This window comes from Idiomarina loihiensis (assembly GCF_024584785.1).
Classification (GTDB): domain Bacteria; phylum Pseudomonadota; class Gammaproteobacteria; order Enterobacterales; family Alteromonadaceae; genus Pseudidiomarina; species Pseudidiomarina fusca.
This window is the reverse complement of the sequence record NZ_CP074112.1, coordinates 992,768-1,009,167: the sequence shown is the minus strand read 5'-3', so window position 1 is coordinate 1,009,167 and position 16,400 is coordinate 992,768. Positions and strand designations below refer to the sequence as shown.

The 16,400-nt window shown below is 49.4% G+C and carries 30 protein-coding genes; 10 read left to right on the top strand and 20 right to left on the bottom strand.

Annotation, left to right across the window (positions count from 1 at the left end; genetic code table 11):
• Nucleotides 1-2 precede the first annotated feature (2 nt).
• From KGF88_RS04765 to KGF88_RS04695, 15 genes are all read right to left on the bottom strand, one after another.
• Nucleotides 3-233: a DUF4224 domain-containing protein gene (locus KGF88_RS04765; RefSeq protein WP_202912493.1), complete on the bottom strand. Its 231-nt coding sequence runs from the start codon at nucleotides 231-233 to the stop codon at nucleotides 3-5.
• A gap of 18 nt (nucleotides 234-251) precedes the next feature.
• Nucleotides 252-824, bottom strand: coding sequence for a single-stranded DNA-binding protein (gene ssb, locus KGF88_RS04760; protein ID WP_153825567.1), 573 nt, complete (start codon nucleotides 822-824; stop codon nucleotides 252-254).
• A complete protein-coding gene (locus tag KGF88_RS04755) occupies nucleotides 821-1,033 on the bottom strand; it encodes a hypothetical protein (RefSeq protein WP_153825568.1) in 213 nt (70 codons plus the stop codon). The genes ssb and KGF88_RS04755 overlap by 4 nt, the downstream gene beginning before the upstream one ends.
• Nucleotides 1,026-1,667 carry a hypothetical protein gene (locus KGF88_RS04750; RefSeq protein ID WP_153825569.1) on the bottom strand — a complete coding sequence of 214 codons (642 nt, stop codon included), beginning with the start codon at nucleotides 1,665-1,667 and terminating at the stop codon, nucleotides 1,026-1,028. The genes KGF88_RS04755 and KGF88_RS04750 overlap by 8 nt, the downstream gene beginning before the upstream one ends.
• Nucleotides 1,668-2,037: 370 nt before the next feature.
• Nucleotides 2,038-2,343 (bottom strand): hypothetical protein, encoded by a 306-nt coding sequence (locus KGF88_RS04745; RefSeq protein ID WP_153825570.1) that lies wholly within the window; start codon nucleotides 2,341-2,343, stop codon nucleotides 2,038-2,040.
• Nucleotides 2,340-2,660 (bottom strand): hypothetical protein, encoded by a 321-nt coding sequence (locus KGF88_RS04740; RefSeq protein WP_153825571.1) that lies wholly within the window; start codon nucleotides 2,658-2,660, stop codon nucleotides 2,340-2,342. Before KGF88_RS04740 ends, KGF88_RS04745 begins: the two co-directional genes overlap by 4 nt.
• Entirely contained in the window at nucleotides 2,660-2,857 is a 198-nt protein-coding gene (locus tag KGF88_RS04735; protein WP_153825572.1) for a hypothetical protein, read from the bottom strand. The genes KGF88_RS04740 and KGF88_RS04735 overlap by 1 nt, the downstream gene beginning before the upstream one ends.
• The gene (locus KGF88_RS04730) at nucleotides 2,857-3,054 is read right to left on the bottom strand and encodes a hypothetical protein (RefSeq protein WP_153825573.1); all 198 of its coding nucleotides are present in this window, start codon (nucleotides 3,052-3,054) and stop codon (nucleotides 2,857-2,859) included. The genes KGF88_RS04735 and KGF88_RS04730 overlap by 1 nt, the downstream gene beginning before the upstream one ends.
• Nucleotides 3,051-3,452, bottom strand: a complete 402-nt coding sequence (locus KGF88_RS04725; protein ID WP_153825574.1) for a hypothetical protein — start codon at nucleotides 3,450-3,452, stop codon at nucleotides 3,051-3,053. The genes KGF88_RS04730 and KGF88_RS04725 overlap by 4 nt, the downstream gene beginning before the upstream one ends.
• Nucleotides 3,445-3,621, bottom strand: a complete 177-nt coding sequence (locus KGF88_RS04720; RefSeq protein ID WP_153825575.1) for a hypothetical protein — start codon at nucleotides 3,619-3,621, stop codon at nucleotides 3,445-3,447. The genes KGF88_RS04725 and KGF88_RS04720 overlap by 8 nt, the downstream gene beginning before the upstream one ends.
• The gene (locus KGF88_RS04715; RefSeq protein WP_153825576.1) at nucleotides 3,621-4,055 is read right to left on the bottom strand and encodes a hypothetical protein; all 435 of its coding nucleotides are present in this window, start codon (nucleotides 4,053-4,055) and stop codon (nucleotides 3,621-3,623) included. Before KGF88_RS04715 ends, KGF88_RS04720 begins: the two co-directional genes overlap by 1 nt.
• Nucleotides 4,052-4,660, bottom strand: coding sequence for a hypothetical protein (locus KGF88_RS04710; protein ID WP_153825577.1), 609 nt, complete (start codon nucleotides 4,658-4,660; stop codon nucleotides 4,052-4,054). Before KGF88_RS04710 ends, KGF88_RS04715 begins: the two co-directional genes overlap by 4 nt.
• A gap of 11 nt (nucleotides 4,661-4,671) precedes the next feature.
• Nucleotides 4,672-6,426 carry a YqaJ viral recombinase family protein gene (locus KGF88_RS04705; protein ID WP_153825578.1) on the bottom strand — a complete coding sequence of 585 codons (1,755 nt, stop codon included), beginning with the start codon at nucleotides 6,424-6,426 and terminating at the stop codon, nucleotides 4,672-4,674.
• Nucleotides 6,427-6,430: 4 nt separating this feature from the next.
• On the bottom strand, nucleotides 6,431-7,342 hold the full coding sequence (locus KGF88_RS04700; RefSeq protein ID WP_153825579.1) for a RecT family recombinase: 912 nt from the start codon (nucleotides 7,340-7,342) through the stop codon (nucleotides 6,431-6,433).
• The gene (locus KGF88_RS04695; RefSeq protein WP_153825580.1) at nucleotides 7,339-7,626 is read right to left on the bottom strand and encodes a hypothetical protein; all 288 of its coding nucleotides are present in this window, start codon (nucleotides 7,624-7,626) and stop codon (nucleotides 7,339-7,341) included. The genes KGF88_RS04700 and KGF88_RS04695 overlap by 4 nt, the downstream gene beginning before the upstream one ends.
• 414 nt (nucleotides 7,627-8,040) lie before the next feature.
• Here KGF88_RS04695 and KGF88_RS04690 point away from each other — a divergent pair, with 414 nt between their 5' ends.
• Nucleotides 8,041-8,322 (top strand): hypothetical protein, encoded by a 282-nt coding sequence (locus tag KGF88_RS04690; protein WP_153825581.1) that lies wholly within the window; start codon nucleotides 8,041-8,043, stop codon nucleotides 8,320-8,322.
• A 21-nt stretch (nucleotides 8,323-8,343) separates the two neighbouring features.
• Here KGF88_RS04690 and KGF88_RS04685 read toward each other — a convergent pair whose 3' ends face one another.
• From KGF88_RS04685 to KGF88_RS04665, 5 genes are all read right to left on the bottom strand, one after another.
• Nucleotides 8,344-8,979, bottom strand: coding sequence for a hypothetical protein (locus KGF88_RS04685; RefSeq protein ID WP_153825582.1), 636 nt, complete (start codon nucleotides 8,977-8,979; stop codon nucleotides 8,344-8,346).
• 74 nt (nucleotides 8,980-9,053) lie between these two features.
• Nucleotides 9,054-9,239, bottom strand: coding sequence for a hypothetical protein (locus KGF88_RS04680; protein ID WP_153825583.1), 186 nt, complete (start codon nucleotides 9,237-9,239; stop codon nucleotides 9,054-9,056).
• Nucleotides 9,240-9,561: 322 nt separating this feature from the next.
• Nucleotides 9,562-10,134: a hypothetical protein gene (locus tag KGF88_RS04675; protein WP_153825584.1), complete on the bottom strand. Its 573-nt coding sequence runs from the start codon at nucleotides 10,132-10,134 to the stop codon at nucleotides 9,562-9,564.
• 27 nt (nucleotides 10,135-10,161) lie between these two features.
• Nucleotides 10,162-11,073 (bottom strand): DUF4747 family protein, encoded by a 912-nt coding sequence (locus tag KGF88_RS04670; protein WP_153825585.1) that lies wholly within the window; start codon nucleotides 11,071-11,073, stop codon nucleotides 10,162-10,164.
• A gap of 17 nt (nucleotides 11,074-11,090) precedes the next feature.
• A complete protein-coding gene (locus KGF88_RS04665; RefSeq protein ID WP_153825586.1) occupies nucleotides 11,091-11,696 on the bottom strand; it encodes an XRE family transcriptional regulator in 606 nt (201 codons plus the stop codon).
• A 121-nt stretch (nucleotides 11,697-11,817) separates the two neighbouring features.
• Between KGF88_RS04665 and KGF88_RS04660 the strand changes: the two genes are divergently transcribed.
• The 9 genes from KGF88_RS04660 (at nucleotide 11,818) to KGF88_RS04620 (ending at nucleotide 16,393) form a co-directional block, all read left to right on the top strand.
• Nucleotides 11,818-12,030: a Cro/CI family transcriptional regulator gene (locus KGF88_RS04660; RefSeq protein WP_153825587.1), complete on the top strand. Its 213-nt coding sequence runs from the start codon at nucleotides 11,818-11,820 to the stop codon at nucleotides 12,028-12,030.
• On the top strand, nucleotides 12,017-12,610 hold the full coding sequence (locus KGF88_RS04655; protein WP_153825588.1) for a hypothetical protein: 594 nt from the start codon (nucleotides 12,017-12,019) through the stop codon (nucleotides 12,608-12,610). The genes KGF88_RS04660 and KGF88_RS04655 overlap by 14 nt, the downstream gene beginning before the upstream one ends.
• 86 nt (nucleotides 12,611-12,696) lie before the next feature.
• Nucleotides 12,697-13,485, top strand: coding sequence for a hypothetical protein (locus tag KGF88_RS04650; RefSeq protein WP_153825589.1), 789 nt, complete (start codon nucleotides 12,697-12,699; stop codon nucleotides 13,483-13,485).
• The gene (locus tag KGF88_RS04645; RefSeq protein WP_153825590.1) at nucleotides 13,466-14,176 is read left to right on the top strand and encodes a replication protein P; all 711 of its coding nucleotides are present in this window, start codon (nucleotides 13,466-13,468) and stop codon (nucleotides 14,174-14,176) included. Before KGF88_RS04650 ends, KGF88_RS04645 begins: the two co-directional genes overlap by 20 nt.
• Nucleotides 14,177-14,269: 93 nt before the next feature.
• The gene (gene csrA, locus KGF88_RS04640) at nucleotides 14,270-14,455 is read left to right on the top strand and encodes a carbon storage regulator CsrA (RefSeq protein WP_153825591.1); all 186 of its coding nucleotides are present in this window, start codon (nucleotides 14,270-14,272) and stop codon (nucleotides 14,453-14,455) included.
• A complete protein-coding gene (locus KGF88_RS04635; protein WP_153825592.1) occupies nucleotides 14,448-14,816 on the top strand; it encodes a RusA family crossover junction endodeoxyribonuclease in 369 nt (122 codons plus the stop codon). Before csrA ends, KGF88_RS04635 begins: the two co-directional genes overlap by 8 nt.
• Nucleotides 14,817-14,818: 2 nt before the next feature.
• A complete protein-coding gene (locus tag KGF88_RS04630) occupies nucleotides 14,819-15,178 on the top strand; it encodes a Mor transcription activator family protein (protein ID WP_153825593.1) in 360 nt (119 codons plus the stop codon).
• Nucleotides 15,171-15,854, top strand: a complete 684-nt coding sequence (locus KGF88_RS04625; protein ID WP_153825594.1) for a hypothetical protein — start codon at nucleotides 15,171-15,173, stop codon at nucleotides 15,852-15,854. Before KGF88_RS04630 ends, KGF88_RS04625 begins: the two co-directional genes overlap by 8 nt.
• The gene (locus KGF88_RS04620; RefSeq protein WP_153825595.1) at nucleotides 15,854-16,393 is read left to right on the top strand and encodes a glycoside hydrolase family 108 protein; all 540 of its coding nucleotides are present in this window, start codon (nucleotides 15,854-15,856) and stop codon (nucleotides 16,391-16,393) included. The genes KGF88_RS04625 and KGF88_RS04620 overlap by 1 nt, the downstream gene beginning before the upstream one ends.
• Nucleotides 16,394-16,400 lie beyond the last annotated feature (7 nt).

The window sequence follows — 16,400 nt, the reverse complement described above, 5'->3', positions numbered from 1 at the left end:
CACTAATCCAATCGACTGAAATCAGGCTCGTTTGAGCTATTCATTTGCGCTTTGGCACCAATCGGGTGGTTGATGTGGTACCACGTGCACCGAGGGCGCCCGTCTTTGCGTTGAATAAAGAACACCCCATGCTTACGCAGCGCTTGGCACTGCGCGCTTGGGTGAGAATAGCCTGTAATCTCCGCAATTTCATCGTCATTAAGTAGACGGCTCATGTCTTCTGCTGCACTCATGACTACGTTCTCCGTTGATTAAATGCAGTTCAATAAACTGCGATACTGCTTGCCAATCGGGGCAAAGGGTATGTCATCATCAAAATCCGGTGGGTTCGCAAAACCCTGCGCTGGCGCTGCAGCTCGCTGCTGACTCGGTTGTGCACCAGGCATGGTCGTGCCAAGCCTGCTTCGTTGCGGTTGTTGCTGGTTGCCGCCATAACCTTGTGATGCATAACCCTGTTGGCCACCAGTTTGCGGCTGGCTACCTTGTTGGCGCCCGTCGAGCATTTGCAAGTCGTTCACTACAATCTCGGTGGTGTAGCGCTCAACGCCGTCTTGGCCTTGCCACTTGCGCGTCTGCAGGCGGCCTTCGATATACACCTTGGAGCCTTTCTTCAGGTATTCACCGGCAATCTCAGCTAAACGGCGATAGGCTACACATCGGTGCCATTCGGTCAGCTCTTTGGGTTCACCAGTGGCTTTGTCTTTCCATGCCTCGGTTGTGGCCACGCTGATATTCGCAATTGGCGTATTACTTTGGGTGTAACGGACCTCTGGGTCAGCGCCCAAGTTTCCAATCAGAATGACCTTATTGATTCCCTTGCTCATAACAAACCTCGCTTCTTTAATTTTTCCCAGTCATCGCGGCAATCTGCATTGCACCAGCGCTGACCAGATTTTGTTATTTGCTGCCCACATGACAGGCAGTAACCTGTCGCTGCAGCATCCATTTGTTTCGCCGCTTGGCGCACCTTGCTGATTTGTAGCTCATTAAAGTGCGCCTGCGTTGCATTTGCATCGTCAACGCTATCACTCATTCGATGCCGCCTTACGGCCAAACTCGAAAGCTTGTAGGCGCGTTTCAATGATTGTCTCCGCTTCCTTCCCAAGCGTGAATACAATCAGTAAATCATCAATCGTCATTTGATTGAGCTCAGTGCTGCTATTCTTGACAGGTAGGTTGATAAATAGTCCATCGCTTGCCTTGACCTGGTTGCCACCATTAACCTGTTCTACTTTGAATTGGACCACTGGCGCCGGCTCACCTTTAGGCTTTGGCTCTTCAGTCCGCTTACCCGTTTCTTGGTAGGGCGCCTTGGGTGAGAATGGCCTGCGCCATTCGTGGTCAGCTGCAGGGCGGTGCGCTTGCGTTGCGGTTGTTAGTGCAGGTGGTTCTTTATCACCCTCAGCGCTATCAGCTTGCGGTTCATCATCGACATCAGCTTCATCAAAAAAGCTTTGGCCTTTGTGAATGGCTTCATCGCCGGCAGGAGTGACCATGTATTGGCCATTGCCTTTTTGAGTAACAAAGCCGTCATCGATGAGCGATATAGCGAGCGCTTTCCAGTCACCAAAAGCCATAACTGAATAGCTGTCGCTCAAGGTGTCGATAACTGGGCGTAGTCCGCACGGACCTAACTGCTGCAGTGATGTCAAAAAATCGAGTTTCATAGCGAACCTCCAAGAGGGTAGCTATAAAGTTTCAAGGCCTCTTTGCATTGCTTGAAGTAGCTTCGGCCCGTGAACTTAGCGAGCCGCAAGAATGTGCGGATAATATAAAGCCGGTGCTCTCGCTTATTGCGTTGCGGCGGATAAGCTAGGCGACCAGATGTATCGACAAATACAAAGCCGTCACCGTCACAGGTTTTGCAGTCCGCAATGTGACCACAGCAATCACACTCAAACTCGCCATCACCGCTGCAGTCGTCGCAATCCTCTTTGGTGTGAGTCTCCGCGAACTCATCCATTACAGCGAAGTACCATTGCTCATAATTAAGAACTATTGAGTTGCTCTTTAAATCCATTGTTTCAGCCCTCGTTGTTATGCTGGCGACAATTTCTCGGCGCTAGGTAGTTCTGGCAAAGCCCGATTCAGCATGTTGCGCTTCTCGAAGTCCTCAATGCGCTTTTCGATGTAGGGCACCAAGAACGAATCAGGCTTCTCAACTAGTAGCTTAGCGATGCCGTAGGCAACGGTTGATACCGTCTGGTCACGCATGCGTCTTGCACATCGGCGAATGGCAGCGGGGCGATTAACCCCGTAAGCGCGAGCCATGCGGTCAGCAAGCATCAGATTGGTTAGCCAGCGATAGTTATCAACGTCTTGTGGGGATAGTGTTTCACTCATAAATCACCTCGGTTTTCATGTGATGCGACCACAGCAACCCAACCACAGAAGCCAAAAATAACGGCAAATAAAACAATAAAAAATCTTTCCCATGGCTCTGCTAGCGCCAGTGAATTAACAAGGTTTGGTTCCCACATAATGAATGCATACAAAGCTAGAAACCCAAGCACACCAGTAGATACACCAATAAGCTTTGCCCACCAGGGGCAGCGTTTGATTGCCTGGCGGCGAGTTTCTTGCTTTGACTTGGCATCAAAAACCATTGTTGAAAACAAATAGGCGGTTCGCCCGGTTTCAATGCATATCTTAGGTTTCATCACTCACCATCCTTAACGCGATTGGCGTATTTTTCTTTAACCCTACAACTTTTCTTTTTCACCGGAATAGCAACACCTTTCGTGCAGAAATGGTAATTCGGTGAGTACTCATCGTCCGCTTCACTTTCGTGGAAGCGACAACCTTTACAGCAATCTGGCAAGCGATTCCAGCGTACAGCGATAGTTAAGTTGCTCATCACTCACCATCCTTAGCCAACTTGCGCAGGCGGCTGTGAACCGCTTTCTCAACTGACTTTTGCAGGCCATCAACTTTCAGCGCAGCTTCGCATTGCTCGCGGTTGAACTTTCTCACCATGTAGATGCGGCCCTGGGCGTCAATGGCCCCGCACGGGTATCCGTTCACCCATGTTAAAAATGGATCGGCGTTACTCATGACTCACCAGCCTTAAGCAGGTGCTCGCCTGCCTTTGTGATTGCTGAACGGATTTGACCAAGCTTGCGTGATGCTTCAACGCGCTGGCGCTTCAACTCTCGAATGCGAACGCAGCCTGGGCAGACGTTGCCGCCGGCCATCTCGTCATCCCACACTTCATTGAAGCTGACCTGGACATCAAAAGGTTGCTCTGCATTGGTGTCAGAAACCAAGCGGTACACAAATTCAATGCAGTTTTCTCGGGATGTCGCGTTGAAGTACGCCTCGGTATCATGAGGCAGCGATAAACCCTCGGTGCTTTGACGCTTGCATTCGATTTGGCCAGCTTCCTTTTTGGTCTCACGCTTCACACGAGACCACCGGGCGTGCTCCATTGCTAAACGCTGTAAATCAGCCATGGTTGCCATCCTTAACCGCATTGGTGATGTATGACTTACCCATAAAGTGGTGAATCGTTACGGTGAAGTTCATATCGCGTGCCACCGTTTTGCGGCCAAATAGCTTGGCAAGAATGATGGTGATGCGGCCAGCGGTCATGGTGTTGTGCCATTCTTTGAATAAAACCATTACGAGACCTCCTCAATGCTTTTCAGTAGGTCATCAACGTCTGGTAGCAACACAAACTCAGCATCGAATTCATCGTCGTAATAACGTGTTACTAGGTCCTCATCAAAAACCATGCGGATACCTTCGGCCATGTAGCTTTTGCCCAGTCGGTCGAACTCTTTTTTGTCGTGGTAATCGTGGGCAATTCTCATCATGCCCTCGAAGGTATCCCACGCAGCGATTTGGCTGTTCTTGTGCCAGCCGGCCACACCTGCGCTTTCGGTGCTAAGCGCAATCAGGTCACCACAAAGCAGGCGAAGGGTTGCGCTTAACTTCGAGCGGCTAGCCTGTAGCGCCTGCACCTGGTCACGCAGCTCTGCCGCTTCGGTTTTCCAAGCATCAAGCGCTTCCTCGGTGCTACGAAGCTTCTCTTTTAAGTCGGTGATGTATGTCATTGGACCGTCTCCTTGAGTTGGCCGCGACCGTCAAATAGGAACTGGCCACGCTCTCGGTTTGGCTTGCGGATAACCACTACCGAATCAAGCGCTGGCTTGTGCTTCAGCAGCAGTCGAACGCCACCCAGGTGAATGCGCATCATGTTGAGCGCACTAGATAGATTCTGCAGCTCCGATTTGGGCGCAATGCGGTAATCAAGAACCTTTTCAATGGCGCTATTGATTAAATCAAAGTCCTCAAGTAGAGCATCGTGGGCAGTTTTCATGCGGTTGATGATTTTCGCCTGGCGTACAACTGCAGCACCTCGGTCGCGTTTGCTACGACTGAGCTCGACCACCTTGTTGTGCACGTCCTCTTGCGAGTAAGTTCCGGCAAAAGCCAGTTTGCGCAGCTCTGCCAGCACGAGATTCACATCAACCAGGTCAACACGCTCAACGCCTTTGGCGGTAACAGCGTCAATACTGACGCCGCTCCGCTCAAATGCAGCCTGAACCAGTAGAGTGGCCATCATCACTAAGCTTGCACGCTCGTGAAAACGCTCCATCTCCATTTGCTGAATGCGACAGTTCGCATCGTTCAGCAGATCATTCATTGAAGTTGCCATGGTGCGCGCTCCTATGCCCGAAACTCGAATTGCTTACGACGGTACTGCGCCTGCAGAACGGCATCGTCGATTTCATCGATATCGCCGGCATGCTTGGCATGCTGAATCTCTTTGCCAACGGCCAGTAGGTCTTCTTTGGACTGCGCTTCAAAAATGCGGTCGCCCATCGCTAAGGCGGTTTTGCCAATGCGTCCACCGCCATTCTTAAGCCCGCGGATGCTGTCAGCGGTTTCGCAAATGATGATACTGGCCATAGCGCGGTCGCAGTTGTAAGCATCAGCTACAGCTTGAATAACTAGCTCTTTGGGTGGCTTGATACCATCAAATGCTTTAGCCGTTTCAGCTGACGCCTTGGCTACTTCAGGTTCAACCGCTGACGCCTCTGTCTCTGGCTCAGCAGGGCGTTTTACTTCAGTACCAGCCTTGGCTTTCGCTATTGCTTCCTGCTCTTGCTGTCGCTGCTTAATTTCAAGCTGCTGCGCTTTGTAGTCTGTGATGCGCTCTTTCACGGTTGCACGGAAATCATCAGCGCGCTTGAGCACTAATTGCTTCACGTCATTGAACAGAATGCGGTGCTCTTCACCCACCAGTTCAGCGTAAGTCAGTAGGTTTTCGGTGATCACCTCAGCGCGCTCAGTTACATCAATTTTGGCTGCAGCCAGGGCGTCATCAATGGCCGACTTCAAGCTATCGACCGTTTTCTTACCCTTCATGGCCGCGCCAAAGTCTGGCAACACGCTATCAAGCGTGATGTAAGCATCACCAAGGGTTTCTTTGTTTACGCGCTCGACATGTGCTTTGAGCGCATCGGTCGCATCAACACGCAATTGCGCGCGAATCTCGTCTTTGCGCGATTTAACCAATTTGTCCAAGGTGAGGCGCTTGTCGCGTAACTGGTCTTTTAGGTGGTCAATGGTTTTGAATAGCTCGTCAATGCTCTGCGTTTGTGCCAGTGCATGCTTCTTGGCCTGCTCGAGTTCATCTTCAGCGCGCTTACAGAACTTCACCATCACTTCCGCGTCAGCAAAGTCCTTGTCGTTCTGCAGCTCAGTGTTGATATTCTCGATGAAATGCATAGCGGTTTGCTTGAACGTGGCAAGGTTCGTTTCTTTCACCTGACCTTCAACTTTAATCAACAATGCCGGCAAATCCTCTGGCGACTCGCCAACAACCGGTTCAGCCTTAGCCGGTGGCTCAAACGTGCTTAGGTCATCACGGAATTGCTGCCAACCTTTCACTAGCTTGCCGCGGCGGCCACGAACGGGGGTGTACCACATGTGCACCATGTTATCTTTGGTGCCATCAGACACTACGAAAATAGCCTTTTCCGCTTTGGAAACCATCAGTTGGTGCTCAAGCTGCCAGTAGTACTCTGGATCTAGCTTTTCATCACGCACGCTTTGCGCAAGGCTCTCGTTCCACATTTTGTGCTCAAACACGATGTCGCCCATCATAGTTAAGCCGTCAAACGATGCCAGGTATTCACCGCACTCGCTTACCGCCACGGTGGGGTACAGTTCCTCGCCGATAAGCTCTTCAACGATTGGGCGCGCTAGAGCTTCCATTTCGTGGCCTTTGTCAAACAAAAACTTCTGCACGTAGTCGCTGATTTCCTTTTCGGTACCCAGCGCTTTCATTTCAAGAAGCTCGTTGCGTTTCATCTTGCTTGATGCGGCCATCATCACGGGCGCTTCAGATGCCGTGAAGTGCTTTGCGCGCGCCGCATGCCATTCTGGCGTGCCTTGTTGTAGCTTTAATATACGCATGGTCTTACTCCTCATCCGCTGATTGGTATTCGCCATCGATGGGCGCTTCTTGCTCAATGGCGAGCAGGGTGTCAATCTGGCCATTACTCAGTTGGTACTTAGCGCTAACCATATCGATGACCTCTTGGGCGCTGCGCTGGCCGCTATGAATCATCTTGGTCCACTTCGGTAGGAACTCTTTGAACTTATCCTGTGGATAGGGCTCAAGCTCTGGCGCACGTTCAGCAGTACCGCTTGCGCGAGGGTTCAACTCTTTCTCTGGTAAATCATCAAGCTCATCAGCTGAGTACACGCCCAAAATCACATCAGGAGCGTACAGGCGAGCCCAACGCTTCACAGCAAGGTAAGCAAGTTGCTGCTTCGGGTCTGACGCCCATAGTGTGGAGTTGCGAACTTGCGCTTGGCTCAGCAGTAATTCGAGCACGCGCGGCTCACTCTCGCCTTTGAGGGTCGCCCAAACGCGAACGCCAAGACCTTTTTCATCTGCTGCAGTCCAGTTTGGTGCCTGGTATTGATTGCCTTTTTGTGAGGTCTTGGTCACGAAGTTGCCAATCACGCGGGTCCAGTCGCCAAACCATTCGTAGTGAAACGAGTCTTTCACTTTGGTTGATGAGCACACCACGGCGTTCACCAGTTGCGCCTCATAACCGAGTGTGCCGCTCACAACGTGCGTTTTCTGCGCTACCGCAAACGGATTCATGCGCCACTGTGCCGCCTGCATGATGACCGCCATGCAGTCAGCAGGATTACCCTGCAGGTGCATTGGAACAGTCGCACGACCGTTGGCCATCATTTCAGCTAAGCGACCCATTTGCTCCATGGCTTGATAGTCCAGGACAAGGTCAGTGGTGTTTGAAAATTGATTTGCTGGCGCTTGGTGCTGCTCAGCAACTTGATTTTGATTTTGGTTGCTCATGCAACACCTCCAGTGGTTTCAAATGCGCTTGATGCCGGCATAATTTCTTGCATCGTGGTAATGACGCCGCGTAGGCGCTGCAGAATGAACTTGTCGTTCAGGTCGAATTTGCGGGTTAAAAGCACCTCATCATCTTCATCAACAACAAGTTCGAGATGGTCGCCGCTTACATTCATGTGGCCGCTAAACTGGCGGCAACGCATAAGTGCGGCATGATGGGTTGTGACCTGGTCAATCAGATCGTTCAGATTTAGTTCGTACAACGCTTGAGAAGCCTGAGTCATTTGGCTATACTCCCTGTTGGTTGAAGGGTGATTGCTCACCCGGTTTGCCCGAGCCCAGTTGGATTGCCGTCCACTGGGCTTTTTCATTTCTGCGAATCACACTCCGCATTGCCAAGCGCTCTCAGTTCGTGTGGACTTCGGACGGGGGATTAGAGGTCCGAACCAAGAACGCTTGAAAATGCGCCGCCTCTCGGCGGTGTCAGCTTCATTACAAAGCCAGTTGCATTTCGCTCCCTCCCTTCGCTGTTTAAAGGCGATGAAGTTGCCTTGCGTTATTAAAGGTATAGTAAACTATAGTTGATAGTCAACAAAAAGATATAGAAAAATATAGAAAACTTTTGGTAATTGATTTTCGGTAGGAATAGGGCATCATTGAATAGCCGATATTTAAAGGGCTTAAAGGGAGATTTAGCGATGAGGTTACTGGGAGTTATTTTTTTAGTTATTCTGGTTTCAGGTTGCAATTGGCAATACAGAAAAGCGATAGAAGCTTGTCATGACCGCGTGCATTCGCGCGCCAAGCACCAGGCTGAAATCGTCACAACTGAAACGCTAAAGTCTATGAGTAGTGATGTCATCGTCACAGGCAGGGCAAAGCTTCAGAATGGCTTTGGAGCATGGACCAATTACCGTTACCGGTGCTCCGTTTATAGTGGCGACAGGATCGGTAAATTTGAAATGAATGAAGGATATTAAGCCCGCAAGTGCGGGCTTTTCTTATTGAATCAAAGACTGACACTTAGCAAGTGCATCATGAAAAGATTGGTCAATATCGTGAACACCTACGGTCGAAGTTGTATTACCAAGAGCGATGCGCTGTAGCCTGATTTGTCGGCCGCTTTTCATTTCATCGATTAAGCGTGCAGCATCATCCCCACCAACGAAAGTGTAGGGCAGCATCATGTTAGCTGTTAGATTCATTGTTGAGCTATAAGCGGCTTCAATTTGTGCCTTTTGCTCTGGGTTTAGTGATTGCGTGTAAGTGCTTAGATGTTCTTGGCTTGTTGGGCCATCAACCTTAAGCGCGGTCTTTGGCGTATTCACTGCCTGAAGTGTCCAAGGCTCATTGTTGTCAACACGAACACGAACATCGCCAACGGGAATGCGTATATTGCCACCACTGATAACACCAGCAAAAACGCCGTAGGAGTCAAAGTGGACGGCAGGGTAAACCTGGTTGTTGATTGTGTATATAACACCGCTACTGGTGTACAACCCGCCTTGGGTAACTGTACAGCTAACCTCATCGGTAAACTCGTCGATACTCACCTGGGTAAACCACTCAATTTTAGGTGGTGTAACGTTGCACCCGGCAAGCGACAAGGCAATTGCGATTGGTAATAGTGCTTTCACTGGTACTCTCCATGTTTTATGACGATGAAATCATAAATTAACATGAATGCAACTGCCATGTCGCTATTCAGACATTACATAAAATTCCACTCCGGCTGGCGCGCGCTGATGGTAACTTCACCTACAGCTGAAGCAACGTGCTGGCGCAGTTCGTCACCAGTGGAAGCGTCAAGCTGCAGCTGATGATTTACCGTTACCAATTCTCCGCTTTTGGTTAACACCTGGTAACTCACATACACCGCGCAAATATCATTATTCATTTTCCAGTTCCTCATTTGGTTGATGAAGACCGGAACCCATGGGCTCGTACCTAAGGTGGCCATTTCCTCAGGTTGGTCGATTTATTGACCAGTCAAGTTGGAGTGTATATTGCCACGTTTGGATATTTGCGCTACTGAATGGCAAAGGTTTGAATTTAATAGGTTTTATGGATAAGAGGGGATTTGAAAGACGGGGCTAATAGAAGCCGGGCGTCAGCTGCAGTGGCTAGTGATTGGGTAGGGTGGCGAAAGCTGCCACCAAAAGGAGAGGGCGCATACCACAATTTGCGATATGCGCTACTGGTTGGTTACCGGTAGCTTCTTAATCCCTTTTATTGTCATCCTTGCTGGGGGCGCTAGCATCATCCATTCGATGGCTCACTATCGATCGGCCCAAATTACCAACCAACTCGATAATTTCAATTACCAGAATAAAGCAATAAAACATTGCAGTGCCGAAGATAAAATTGAACAACAAGCCAGGCTCACTGGGCTTAAATATAGAGTTCAAAAGCAATACCACAACGATTAGCGACAATGGGTAACCAAAATTAAAAGGTAGCGATTTCAGCAATGACTCATTTTCTTTAAAAACGTGATCGGGAATAGAGTAGGGCAACAAAAATGTTAAAGCATAAGCCCCTAGCGCAAAACCAATAAAATCAGGGAAAACATCTGATATCACTGAAGATGGAGAAAAATTAAAACCTATAATAGCTGTTAAGGCCATTGCAGCCAGTGACATTAATGCGGCGTAAAAAACATCTTTAAAGATACACTCAAGCCATAGTGTATTTGGAGCGATTCTTGTAGTGTATTCTGGCCGGCCATCTAAAACGTATGCGTTAGCAAATTTTATTAGCAAGCCGAGTATCGGAATATTGTAACACTTCACAAGTACATACCTCCATGCCCCACAATTTTAAACATCTTTGTTAGAGGCCCTATTCCACGCTGAGGTAATAGTCTGCTTTATCTTGCTGATAATGTCACCTTCCTTCATGTTTTTCGTTATTCTTACTGATCGCTCCTCAACTGGGTGGTCCTTAGAAAAATAAGATTTTAGCTTAGATGTTGCTGGATCAATGTATCGTGCTTTAGCATGCCCATATCGAGAAGCCAGCTCTATATATGCCTTGGTGAATTTGCTTAAACCATCAATATAACCTTCTTCACCACCGGATTCTTTGTATTCCATGGTATGAACCCCGCGGTCTTGGAGTTCTTTTTCAATTTTCTTTGCGCTACCTTTAAGCGCGTTGTTGGCATTAGAGAATGTGAGCTTAACCTCGACTCTTTTAACACTTTTAGCGACGAATAACTCGCTGTAAGAGTTCGCCTCTGTGAGAACATGGCAGTTAAAACTGTGCGTTTTAAATGTATTATGGAGCGGCTGCTGAAAAATATTTGCTAACGCATCTTCCAGGGCGAGAACGCTCGGGAAGCTCGAACCCTGAATAGCCATTACATGCTTGTTGAAATCGAATACAAATGTGAACTTCTTCTTGGATGAGACCCCTGCCTTGCCATCGCTTTCACTAAAAAGCTCTTCCCCAGTGTAAAAATCGTCAACCTGTCTAACCTTGTTGTATCTGACGAGCGTTCCAAACGCTAAATCTGGTTGAACTTTTACAGAGTCAAAAACAAGATAATATTCAGAACGCTTCAAGCGATGCCCAAGTTCGTGAAGCTTCTTGTCTTCTCTGGCCTTATTTACCAATCTTGAAAGCTCAGTAAAAAGATTTTTGTAACCCTCTTGGCCAATAAAACCAGGCCCTCCCTGGCTCTTTGTTTTCAAAGGTAAGACTTGCATATTGACGTACATGATAGGCATGAGTATTTTCCTTGTTGTTATAACTCACCAATCCGCAGTACTACACGGCCAACCACTTCAATGGCATCCTGCTTGTTTGGGGGTAGGGTTTCATCAGGAACTGCAGCGGTGTTATCGGAGCGCAGCAGTAGCCCGTTGATACGTTTAAATAAACGCTTGATGATGAGTGCATCGGCATATCGCACGATGTAAACCTTGCCATCTTTGACTTCACGGTCGTGCATATCGACCACCAGAACGTCACCCTCGCGAATGCTTGGCGACATCGAGTCATCTGGGGCAGCAAGCCAATGAAGATATTCCAGGTCAAGGTTTTGGGTTTCGAGTTGCGCCCTGGGGAAATACTTTGGGCCACCGCCGTGAATTAACGGTGGAACATCGAGAAAGTAATCAGCGTCACTATTCTTGTCTGTGTCTTCTGTGCCATCGAGTAACCACTCAACGGTTGTGTCTAGCGTTTTAGCAAGCGTGCTCAAATTCGATGGTTTTGGGTTTGTTATCCCAATCTCCCAATGCGAAATATTCCCATAAGTAACGCCGAGCAAATTAGCCAACTTCTTCTGGCTTAAACCTAATAATTTCCGCCGTCTTCTGATGCGCTCACCGAGCGACTGTTTCTGCATTTTCACCACCTACGAATCATAGTTAGCAATCAATCTATACAACCCAAACTATAATTTCTTGTTGATCTTTATATTTTAGCTGACTAACATGGCTATGATTTACTATACCCATGAGGTGAGCATGACTAAGCAAGAAGCAATCAAATACTTCGGCTCTCAAAGGGCGCTCGCTGCAACACTTGGGATAACCGATGGCGCCGTTAGCCAATGGAAACGCGTTCCCCGCGGTGTGCAATTTGAGCTCCACGTAAAGACAGGCGGCAAACTGTCAGTGGATGCGGAGTTTATTAACCAACCCTTCGACCAAAGGATAGAGACTAATGCGGCAGCCTGAAACGTCAGTGTTTGTACAGAAAATAAGCAGACCACAAGTTATCCGTAATTATGTGACCAAGGCGCTCAATCGGCGCGGTATGTTATTTAAGGTCTACGTTGAGCGTGCTATCACGCACTACACACAAACCGTTCCTGAAGAGTTGCGGGAGCTTAAGCCGTTTGATACGGATACCATCAACGGTCTTGTTGCAGCTGAAAAGCGCATATCACGCCTTGTTCACACACCCATCAGCGATAAACCCCAATCGATACCAAGCGAGCTTGAAGAAGCGCTGGTTGAGGCCTTGCCTGAGCCAGAGCGTTCAGAAGCTCGTGCGGTCCTTTGTGAGCGATATGGCGTTATTCCGGTGCATCATTCCGAGCTTGGCCAGAACAAAGAAATGGCTGACCTGGGCACATTCATTCGCGAAAGCGGAGAGGCAATTCACCAATTAAGCAAGGTGCTCACGCAAACCGGCATCGAGAACATGCCGGTGAAAGAAGTGATGCTGGCGCGTAAAGAGCTGATGGATGTTGTTGAGGCGGCCATGTGTATCAAACGCCAGATTGATGGCGTACTTGAGAGCGGTAACGCGTAATGAATAGAGCTGAGTATTCGGCGCTATTCGAGGACAGGCATATCAGTGACCGCGAAAGGTCGCTGTACCTGTACCTACGATGGCACATGGATTATGACACAGGCATCGTTGGTGCTGTGCGCAAAATCTCATATCAGGCGATACGGGAGAATCTTGAGCACAAACCAGAGCGAGGCTCCAAAGAGCCGCACACCTATCTAACCAAAGACCAGGTGAAGCGACTTTTGCGCAAGCTTGAGCGTTACGGTTGGATTGAGCCATTACACTCGAAACAGCCGGGCGAACACATGGTTTTTCGGCTTGTTTTGGCTAGCGCAGGATTAGTCCGTCCAAATGAGGAGCGCCACATGAGCGCCACAGTGGGAGCGCCACAGCGGAACCCAGTAAAACCAACGGCTGAAGTGAATATGAGCGCCACAGGAGCGCCACACCATGAGCGCCACACCTCTGATACTTCCGATATAAAACCCTCTCTCTCTAACGCGCGTGCGCGCGAAACGAGCCAAAAATCAAATTTTTCGACAGGCCAAGAGCTCAGCTTCAGCGATAAATTTAAACAAACCGCAAAAATCACTGGGCTAACCCTTAGCGAAGAACAGCTAAGCGGCCTATTTGACGCATTCCGTTTTCATAACAAACACCGCAACACAATGCGCTCACCGGCTGACTGGCTAGCCGAATGGCGCGTTTGGTGCGGAAGGGAGAAATCGTATGGCAGACCAAACACCCAAAAACATTCACGACCTGGCGGCAACCAGCGTGCAGAAAATCCAACAGCGCGATTGCTCAGAGAGTCCAAAGAGGCAGCAGCAGAACTTGCACGAACTGGATATTACGACCAGAGAGAACAATCTGATGATGATCCTAAATTCTGAGTTGAAACCAATGTTCAGCCTCTACTGCGTGGATTACGCAGCGCGTTTTGGTGAGCATTCAGATGATGTGATGCGTGAGTATGCAAAGCTGCTTATCCATCACAAGATTGGCCGCATTGGACTGCGACGCGGAATAAACCGCTTACGCCTACGTGCATCAGAAAACAAATTCACGCCAAACCCAGCTGAGTTTGCTGAACTGTGCAAGCCCACCATCCAAGAGCTTGGTATTCCCGATTTGGAGACGGCTACACACGAAGTTCGTGAAGCACGAACCACATGGCGACACAGCAAAACACCATACCCATTCAGCCACGATGTGTGCCGTTTCATTGACCAACGTGTGGGCTACGACCTTTACCAAACATCTGAGCGTGAATGGCGTCAGCGCGCTAGCCGTGAGTATCACTATCTGGTCAAACAGGCCGTCGCAGGGCAGCTACCAAGCTTTCGCAACGCACTGCCGCACAAGTCAGAGCCAGAAGATAATCGCCCCATGTACGAACGCCTAGGCTACAAAACCTTATCGCGTGAAGAGTCTCGCGCCGTGATTGACTCAGTACTGAAACGCAAACGAACAGATAACACCGACAGGGGCCGCGTGGGCACGTCGCGGCTAGGCCCCGGGATTGCAGGTAGCAGCAACGTCAGCACTACGACGGAGCAAATGACCGGGAGTAAGCCTGAGTAACGTGTAAGCGCAAGTGGTCATGTTTGTGGCAGTAGCCCTCGCTGTCTAAGCGCGAAATGAGGGCAAATAACTATAACAACAGGGAGCTTCATCATGCTGCATTTAACCAGAACACCAGGACAGAGCATCAATATTGGCAACGATATCGTGATCACCGTATTGGCCATCAAAGGCGACCAGGTGCGACTTGGAATAACGGCGCCAAAAGAAACAGGTATCTTTCGCGAAGAGATTTACCTGCGCATGCAAAACGAAAGCGAGGTAGAGCACGTTGATTAACATCACGCTACCGTTCCCACCAAGCACGAATACCTACTATCGCAATGTTCGTGTGGGCAATAAGCAATTCACCAAAATCAGCGAGCGCGGCCGTAAGTACAAAACGGAATGCTTCTGGCTGCTAAAACAGCAAAAAGCTTGTAAGCGACTCAGTCACAGCTTACGAGTCACAATCACGCTATTCCCACCAGACGCCAAGCGGCGTGATTTGGACAACTTCAACAAGGCCCTATTGGATGTAATGACCCATGCCGGCGTCTACTTAGACGATTCCCAAATTGACCACCTAACGATTGTTCGCGCCCAGGTACAAAAGCCTGGTTGCGTGAAAGTTGAGATTGAACCACTTGAGGAGCAGTAGCGATGGGTTACATCACGAATAGCGTGTGGGAGCAGGAGCTGATTGAGCTTGTTGGCGAAGATGGATTGCTAGCGCTTGAAGAGCATTGGGGCGGCACGTACTTAACGGTTCACGTTGATGCACGCACGCAACCAGAGTTGATTGATGCAATTGGGGATAATTCCGCTGAGCAGCTGAGCGCAGTTTACGGAGGGTTCTCAATCTACATACCTACGAAGCTCAAGCGCATACGGCGCAACTTGCAAATTCAGCGTGATGGAAAAAACACGGGTGTAACACTCGAAGAGCTCGCCGCAAAATACCGTCTAACCACTAGGCGAATCAAAGATATTTTGCGCGAGGAGTATAACTACAATGCCTGATTTTCAAGCCGTGGCAGATATCGCCACACAGTACGGATGGCCAACGGCCTTAGGATTTGTTCTGGCCGTTGTGAGCCACCAGGTGTTGGGGCGAGTGATTGACCGTTTTCTGCCGCCGCGCGATGGCGTTGAGAACACCGAAATGCAATTTATTAAGTCGGAGCGGCCATTAACTGACCACCGATTGTTCAGCGTTTCCAGTTACTGGCTAAACCTTGGTATTGACCAGATGCCATTCCCCAGTCGCTACCCAGTACGCACGCAGATGTACCGTGACATGCTCAAGATACTGGTGCGAACGATGAGCAGCGAGCTTGAAGCGCATCTAAAAGACCTTAGCGCAAAGTCATCAAATGCTGAATGGCAGCGCCATGCAACTCTAGTACTGTCTATGGCCGTCACCGAGTACGAGAAAAGATTTAAGGAGCAGGGCATTCCTGACATCGTCATTGAAAGGTTCCGTGACTGGAATCGCGCTAGTTTGAGCTACATCACGCACACCATTGCCACCTTGCAAGACTCCGAGATAGCGGACTCAAATTCCAAAAAGACAAGCTTCCTACTTAGCGCTGTGCTTGCGGCCATGAAAACCGCATTCATTGACGCTGAGCGCACCCTTATCGGCCTTAATGGTCAGCTAACCGGTAAATTTTATCGGGGGAAGGAGATTGAATAGTGACGTACAGCAACAGCTTCAAGCGTGGACTGCAGTTTGTAGCGCACTGGGAGGGTGGCGAGGTTGACCACCCCAATGACCCGGGTGGCCATACTAACCTAGGAGTTACGCAACTAACCCTGAATAGCGCGCGGCGTAAGTTTCCAAAAGCCGACTTACCCGAAAGCGTGAGCGACCTTGAGCCCAAGCACGTTGAGTTCATCTTCTACCACATGTTCTGGCTACCCATTAAGTGTGACCAGATGAGCGATAGCGTTGCGCTGATGGTATTCGATGGCTGTATCAACCAAGGGCTTGGCGCTATGGGCAAACACCTACAGCGTGCTGTGGGTGCATACGTTGACGGCATTGTTGGTAGCAAGACGATTGCCGCCCTGGTGGCTTATCAGCAGCGCTACGGATGCGATCGAACTATTCAGGCTATAGCAGCAGAGCGAGCGCTAGGATACGCGCGAACAGGTGGCTTGCTTGAACACTTTGGCCGTGGTTGGTACCGCCGCCTATTTTCTTGTTATAACACCGCGTTGAGCGATGAGTGAGGTGACG

What these genes read in the sequence shown, in the direction of transcription:
- KGF88_RS04755 (WP_153825568.1), bottom strand. Translation starts at nt 1,033, where the DNA reads ATGAGTGATAGCGTTGACGATGCAAATGCAACGCAGGCGCACTTTAAT.
- KGF88_RS04705 (WP_153825578.1), bottom strand. Translation starts at nt 6,426, where the DNA reads ATGCGTATATTAAAGCTACAACAAGGCACGCCAGAATGGCATGCGGCG.
- KGF88_RS04710 (WP_153825577.1), bottom strand. Translation starts at nt 4,660, where the DNA reads ATGGCAACTTCAATGAATGATCTGCTGAACGATGCGAACTGTCGCATT.
- KGF88_RS04725 (WP_153825574.1), bottom strand. Translation starts at nt 3,452, where the DNA reads ATGGCTGATTTACAGCGTTTAGCAATGGAGCACGCCCGGTGGTCTCGT.
- KGF88_RS04750 (WP_153825569.1), bottom strand. Translation starts at nt 1,667, where the DNA reads ATGAAACTCGATTTTTTGACATCACTGCAGCAGTTAGGTCCGTGCGGA.
- KGF88_RS04650 (WP_153825589.1), top strand. Translation starts at nt 12,697, where the DNA reads ATGGATTATGACACAGGCATCGTTGGTGCTGTGCGCAAAATCTCATAT.
- KGF88_RS04695 (WP_153825580.1), bottom strand. Translation starts at nt 7,626, where the DNA reads ATGACTCAGGCTTCTCAAGCGTTGTACGAACTAAATCTGAACGATCTG.
- ssb (WP_153825567.1), bottom strand. Translation starts at nt 824, where the DNA reads ATGAGCAAGGGAATCAATAAGGTCATTCTGATTGGAAACTTGGGCGCT.
- KGF88_RS04745 (WP_153825570.1), bottom strand. Translation starts at nt 2,343, where the DNA reads ATGAGTGAAACACTATCCCCACAAGACGTTGATAACTATCGCTGGCTA.
- KGF88_RS04630 (WP_153825593.1), top strand. Translation starts at nt 14,819, where the DNA reads ATGGGTTACATCACGAATAGCGTGTGGGAGCAGGAGCTGATTGAGCTT.
- KGF88_RS04730 (WP_153825573.1), bottom strand. Translation starts at nt 3,054, where the DNA reads ATGAGTAACGCCGATCCATTTTTAACATGGGTGAACGGATACCCGTGC.
- KGF88_RS04715 (WP_153825576.1), bottom strand. Translation starts at nt 4,055, where the DNA reads ATGACATACATCACCGACTTAAAAGAGAAGCTTCGTAGCACCGAGGAA.
- KGF88_RS04625 (WP_153825594.1), top strand. Translation starts at nt 15,171, where the DNA reads ATGCCTGATTTTCAAGCCGTGGCAGATATCGCCACACAGTACGGATGG.
- KGF88_RS04645 (WP_153825590.1), top strand. Translation starts at nt 13,466, where the DNA reads ATGATGATCCTAAATTCTGAGTTGAAACCAATGTTCAGCCTCTACTGC.
- csrA (WP_153825591.1), top strand. Translation starts at nt 14,270, where the DNA reads ATGCTGCATTTAACCAGAACACCAGGACAGAGCATCAATATTGGCAAC.
- KGF88_RS04700 (WP_153825579.1), bottom strand. Translation starts at nt 7,342, where the DNA reads ATGAGCAACCAAAATCAAAATCAAGTTGCTGAGCAGCACCAAGCGCCA.
- KGF88_RS04680 (WP_153825583.1), bottom strand. Translation starts at nt 9,239, where the DNA reads ATGAATAATGATATTTGCGCGGTGTATGTGAGTTACCAGGTGTTAACC.
- KGF88_RS04765 (WP_202912493.1), bottom strand. Translation starts at nt 233, where the DNA reads ATGAGTGCAGCAGAAGACATGAGCCGTCTACTTAATGACGATGAAATT.
- KGF88_RS04690 (WP_153825581.1), top strand. Translation starts at nt 8,041, where the DNA reads ATGAGGTTACTGGGAGTTATTTTTTTAGTTATTCTGGTTTCAGGTTGC.
- KGF88_RS04655 (WP_153825588.1), top strand. Translation starts at nt 12,017, where the DNA reads ATGCGGCAGCCTGAAACGTCAGTGTTTGTACAGAAAATAAGCAGACCA.
- KGF88_RS04670 (WP_153825585.1), bottom strand. Translation starts at nt 11,073, where the DNA reads ATGCCTATCATGTACGTCAATATGCAAGTCTTACCTTTGAAAACAAAG.
- KGF88_RS04720 (WP_153825575.1), bottom strand. Translation starts at nt 3,621, where the DNA reads ATGGTTTTATTCAAAGAATGGCACAACACCATGACCGCTGGCCGCATC.
- KGF88_RS04735 (WP_153825572.1), bottom strand. Translation starts at nt 2,857, where the DNA reads ATGAGCAACTTAACTATCGCTGTACGCTGGAATCGCTTGCCAGATTGC.
- KGF88_RS04665 (WP_153825586.1), bottom strand. Translation starts at nt 11,696, where the DNA reads ATGCAGAAACAGTCGCTCGGTGAGCGCATCAGAAGACGGCGGAAATTA.
- KGF88_RS04660 (WP_153825587.1), top strand. Translation starts at nt 11,818, where the DNA reads ATGACTAAGCAAGAAGCAATCAAATACTTCGGCTCTCAAAGGGCGCTC.
- KGF88_RS04740 (WP_153825571.1), bottom strand. Translation starts at nt 2,660, where the DNA reads ATGAAACCTAAGATATGCATTGAAACCGGGCGAACCGCCTATTTGTTT.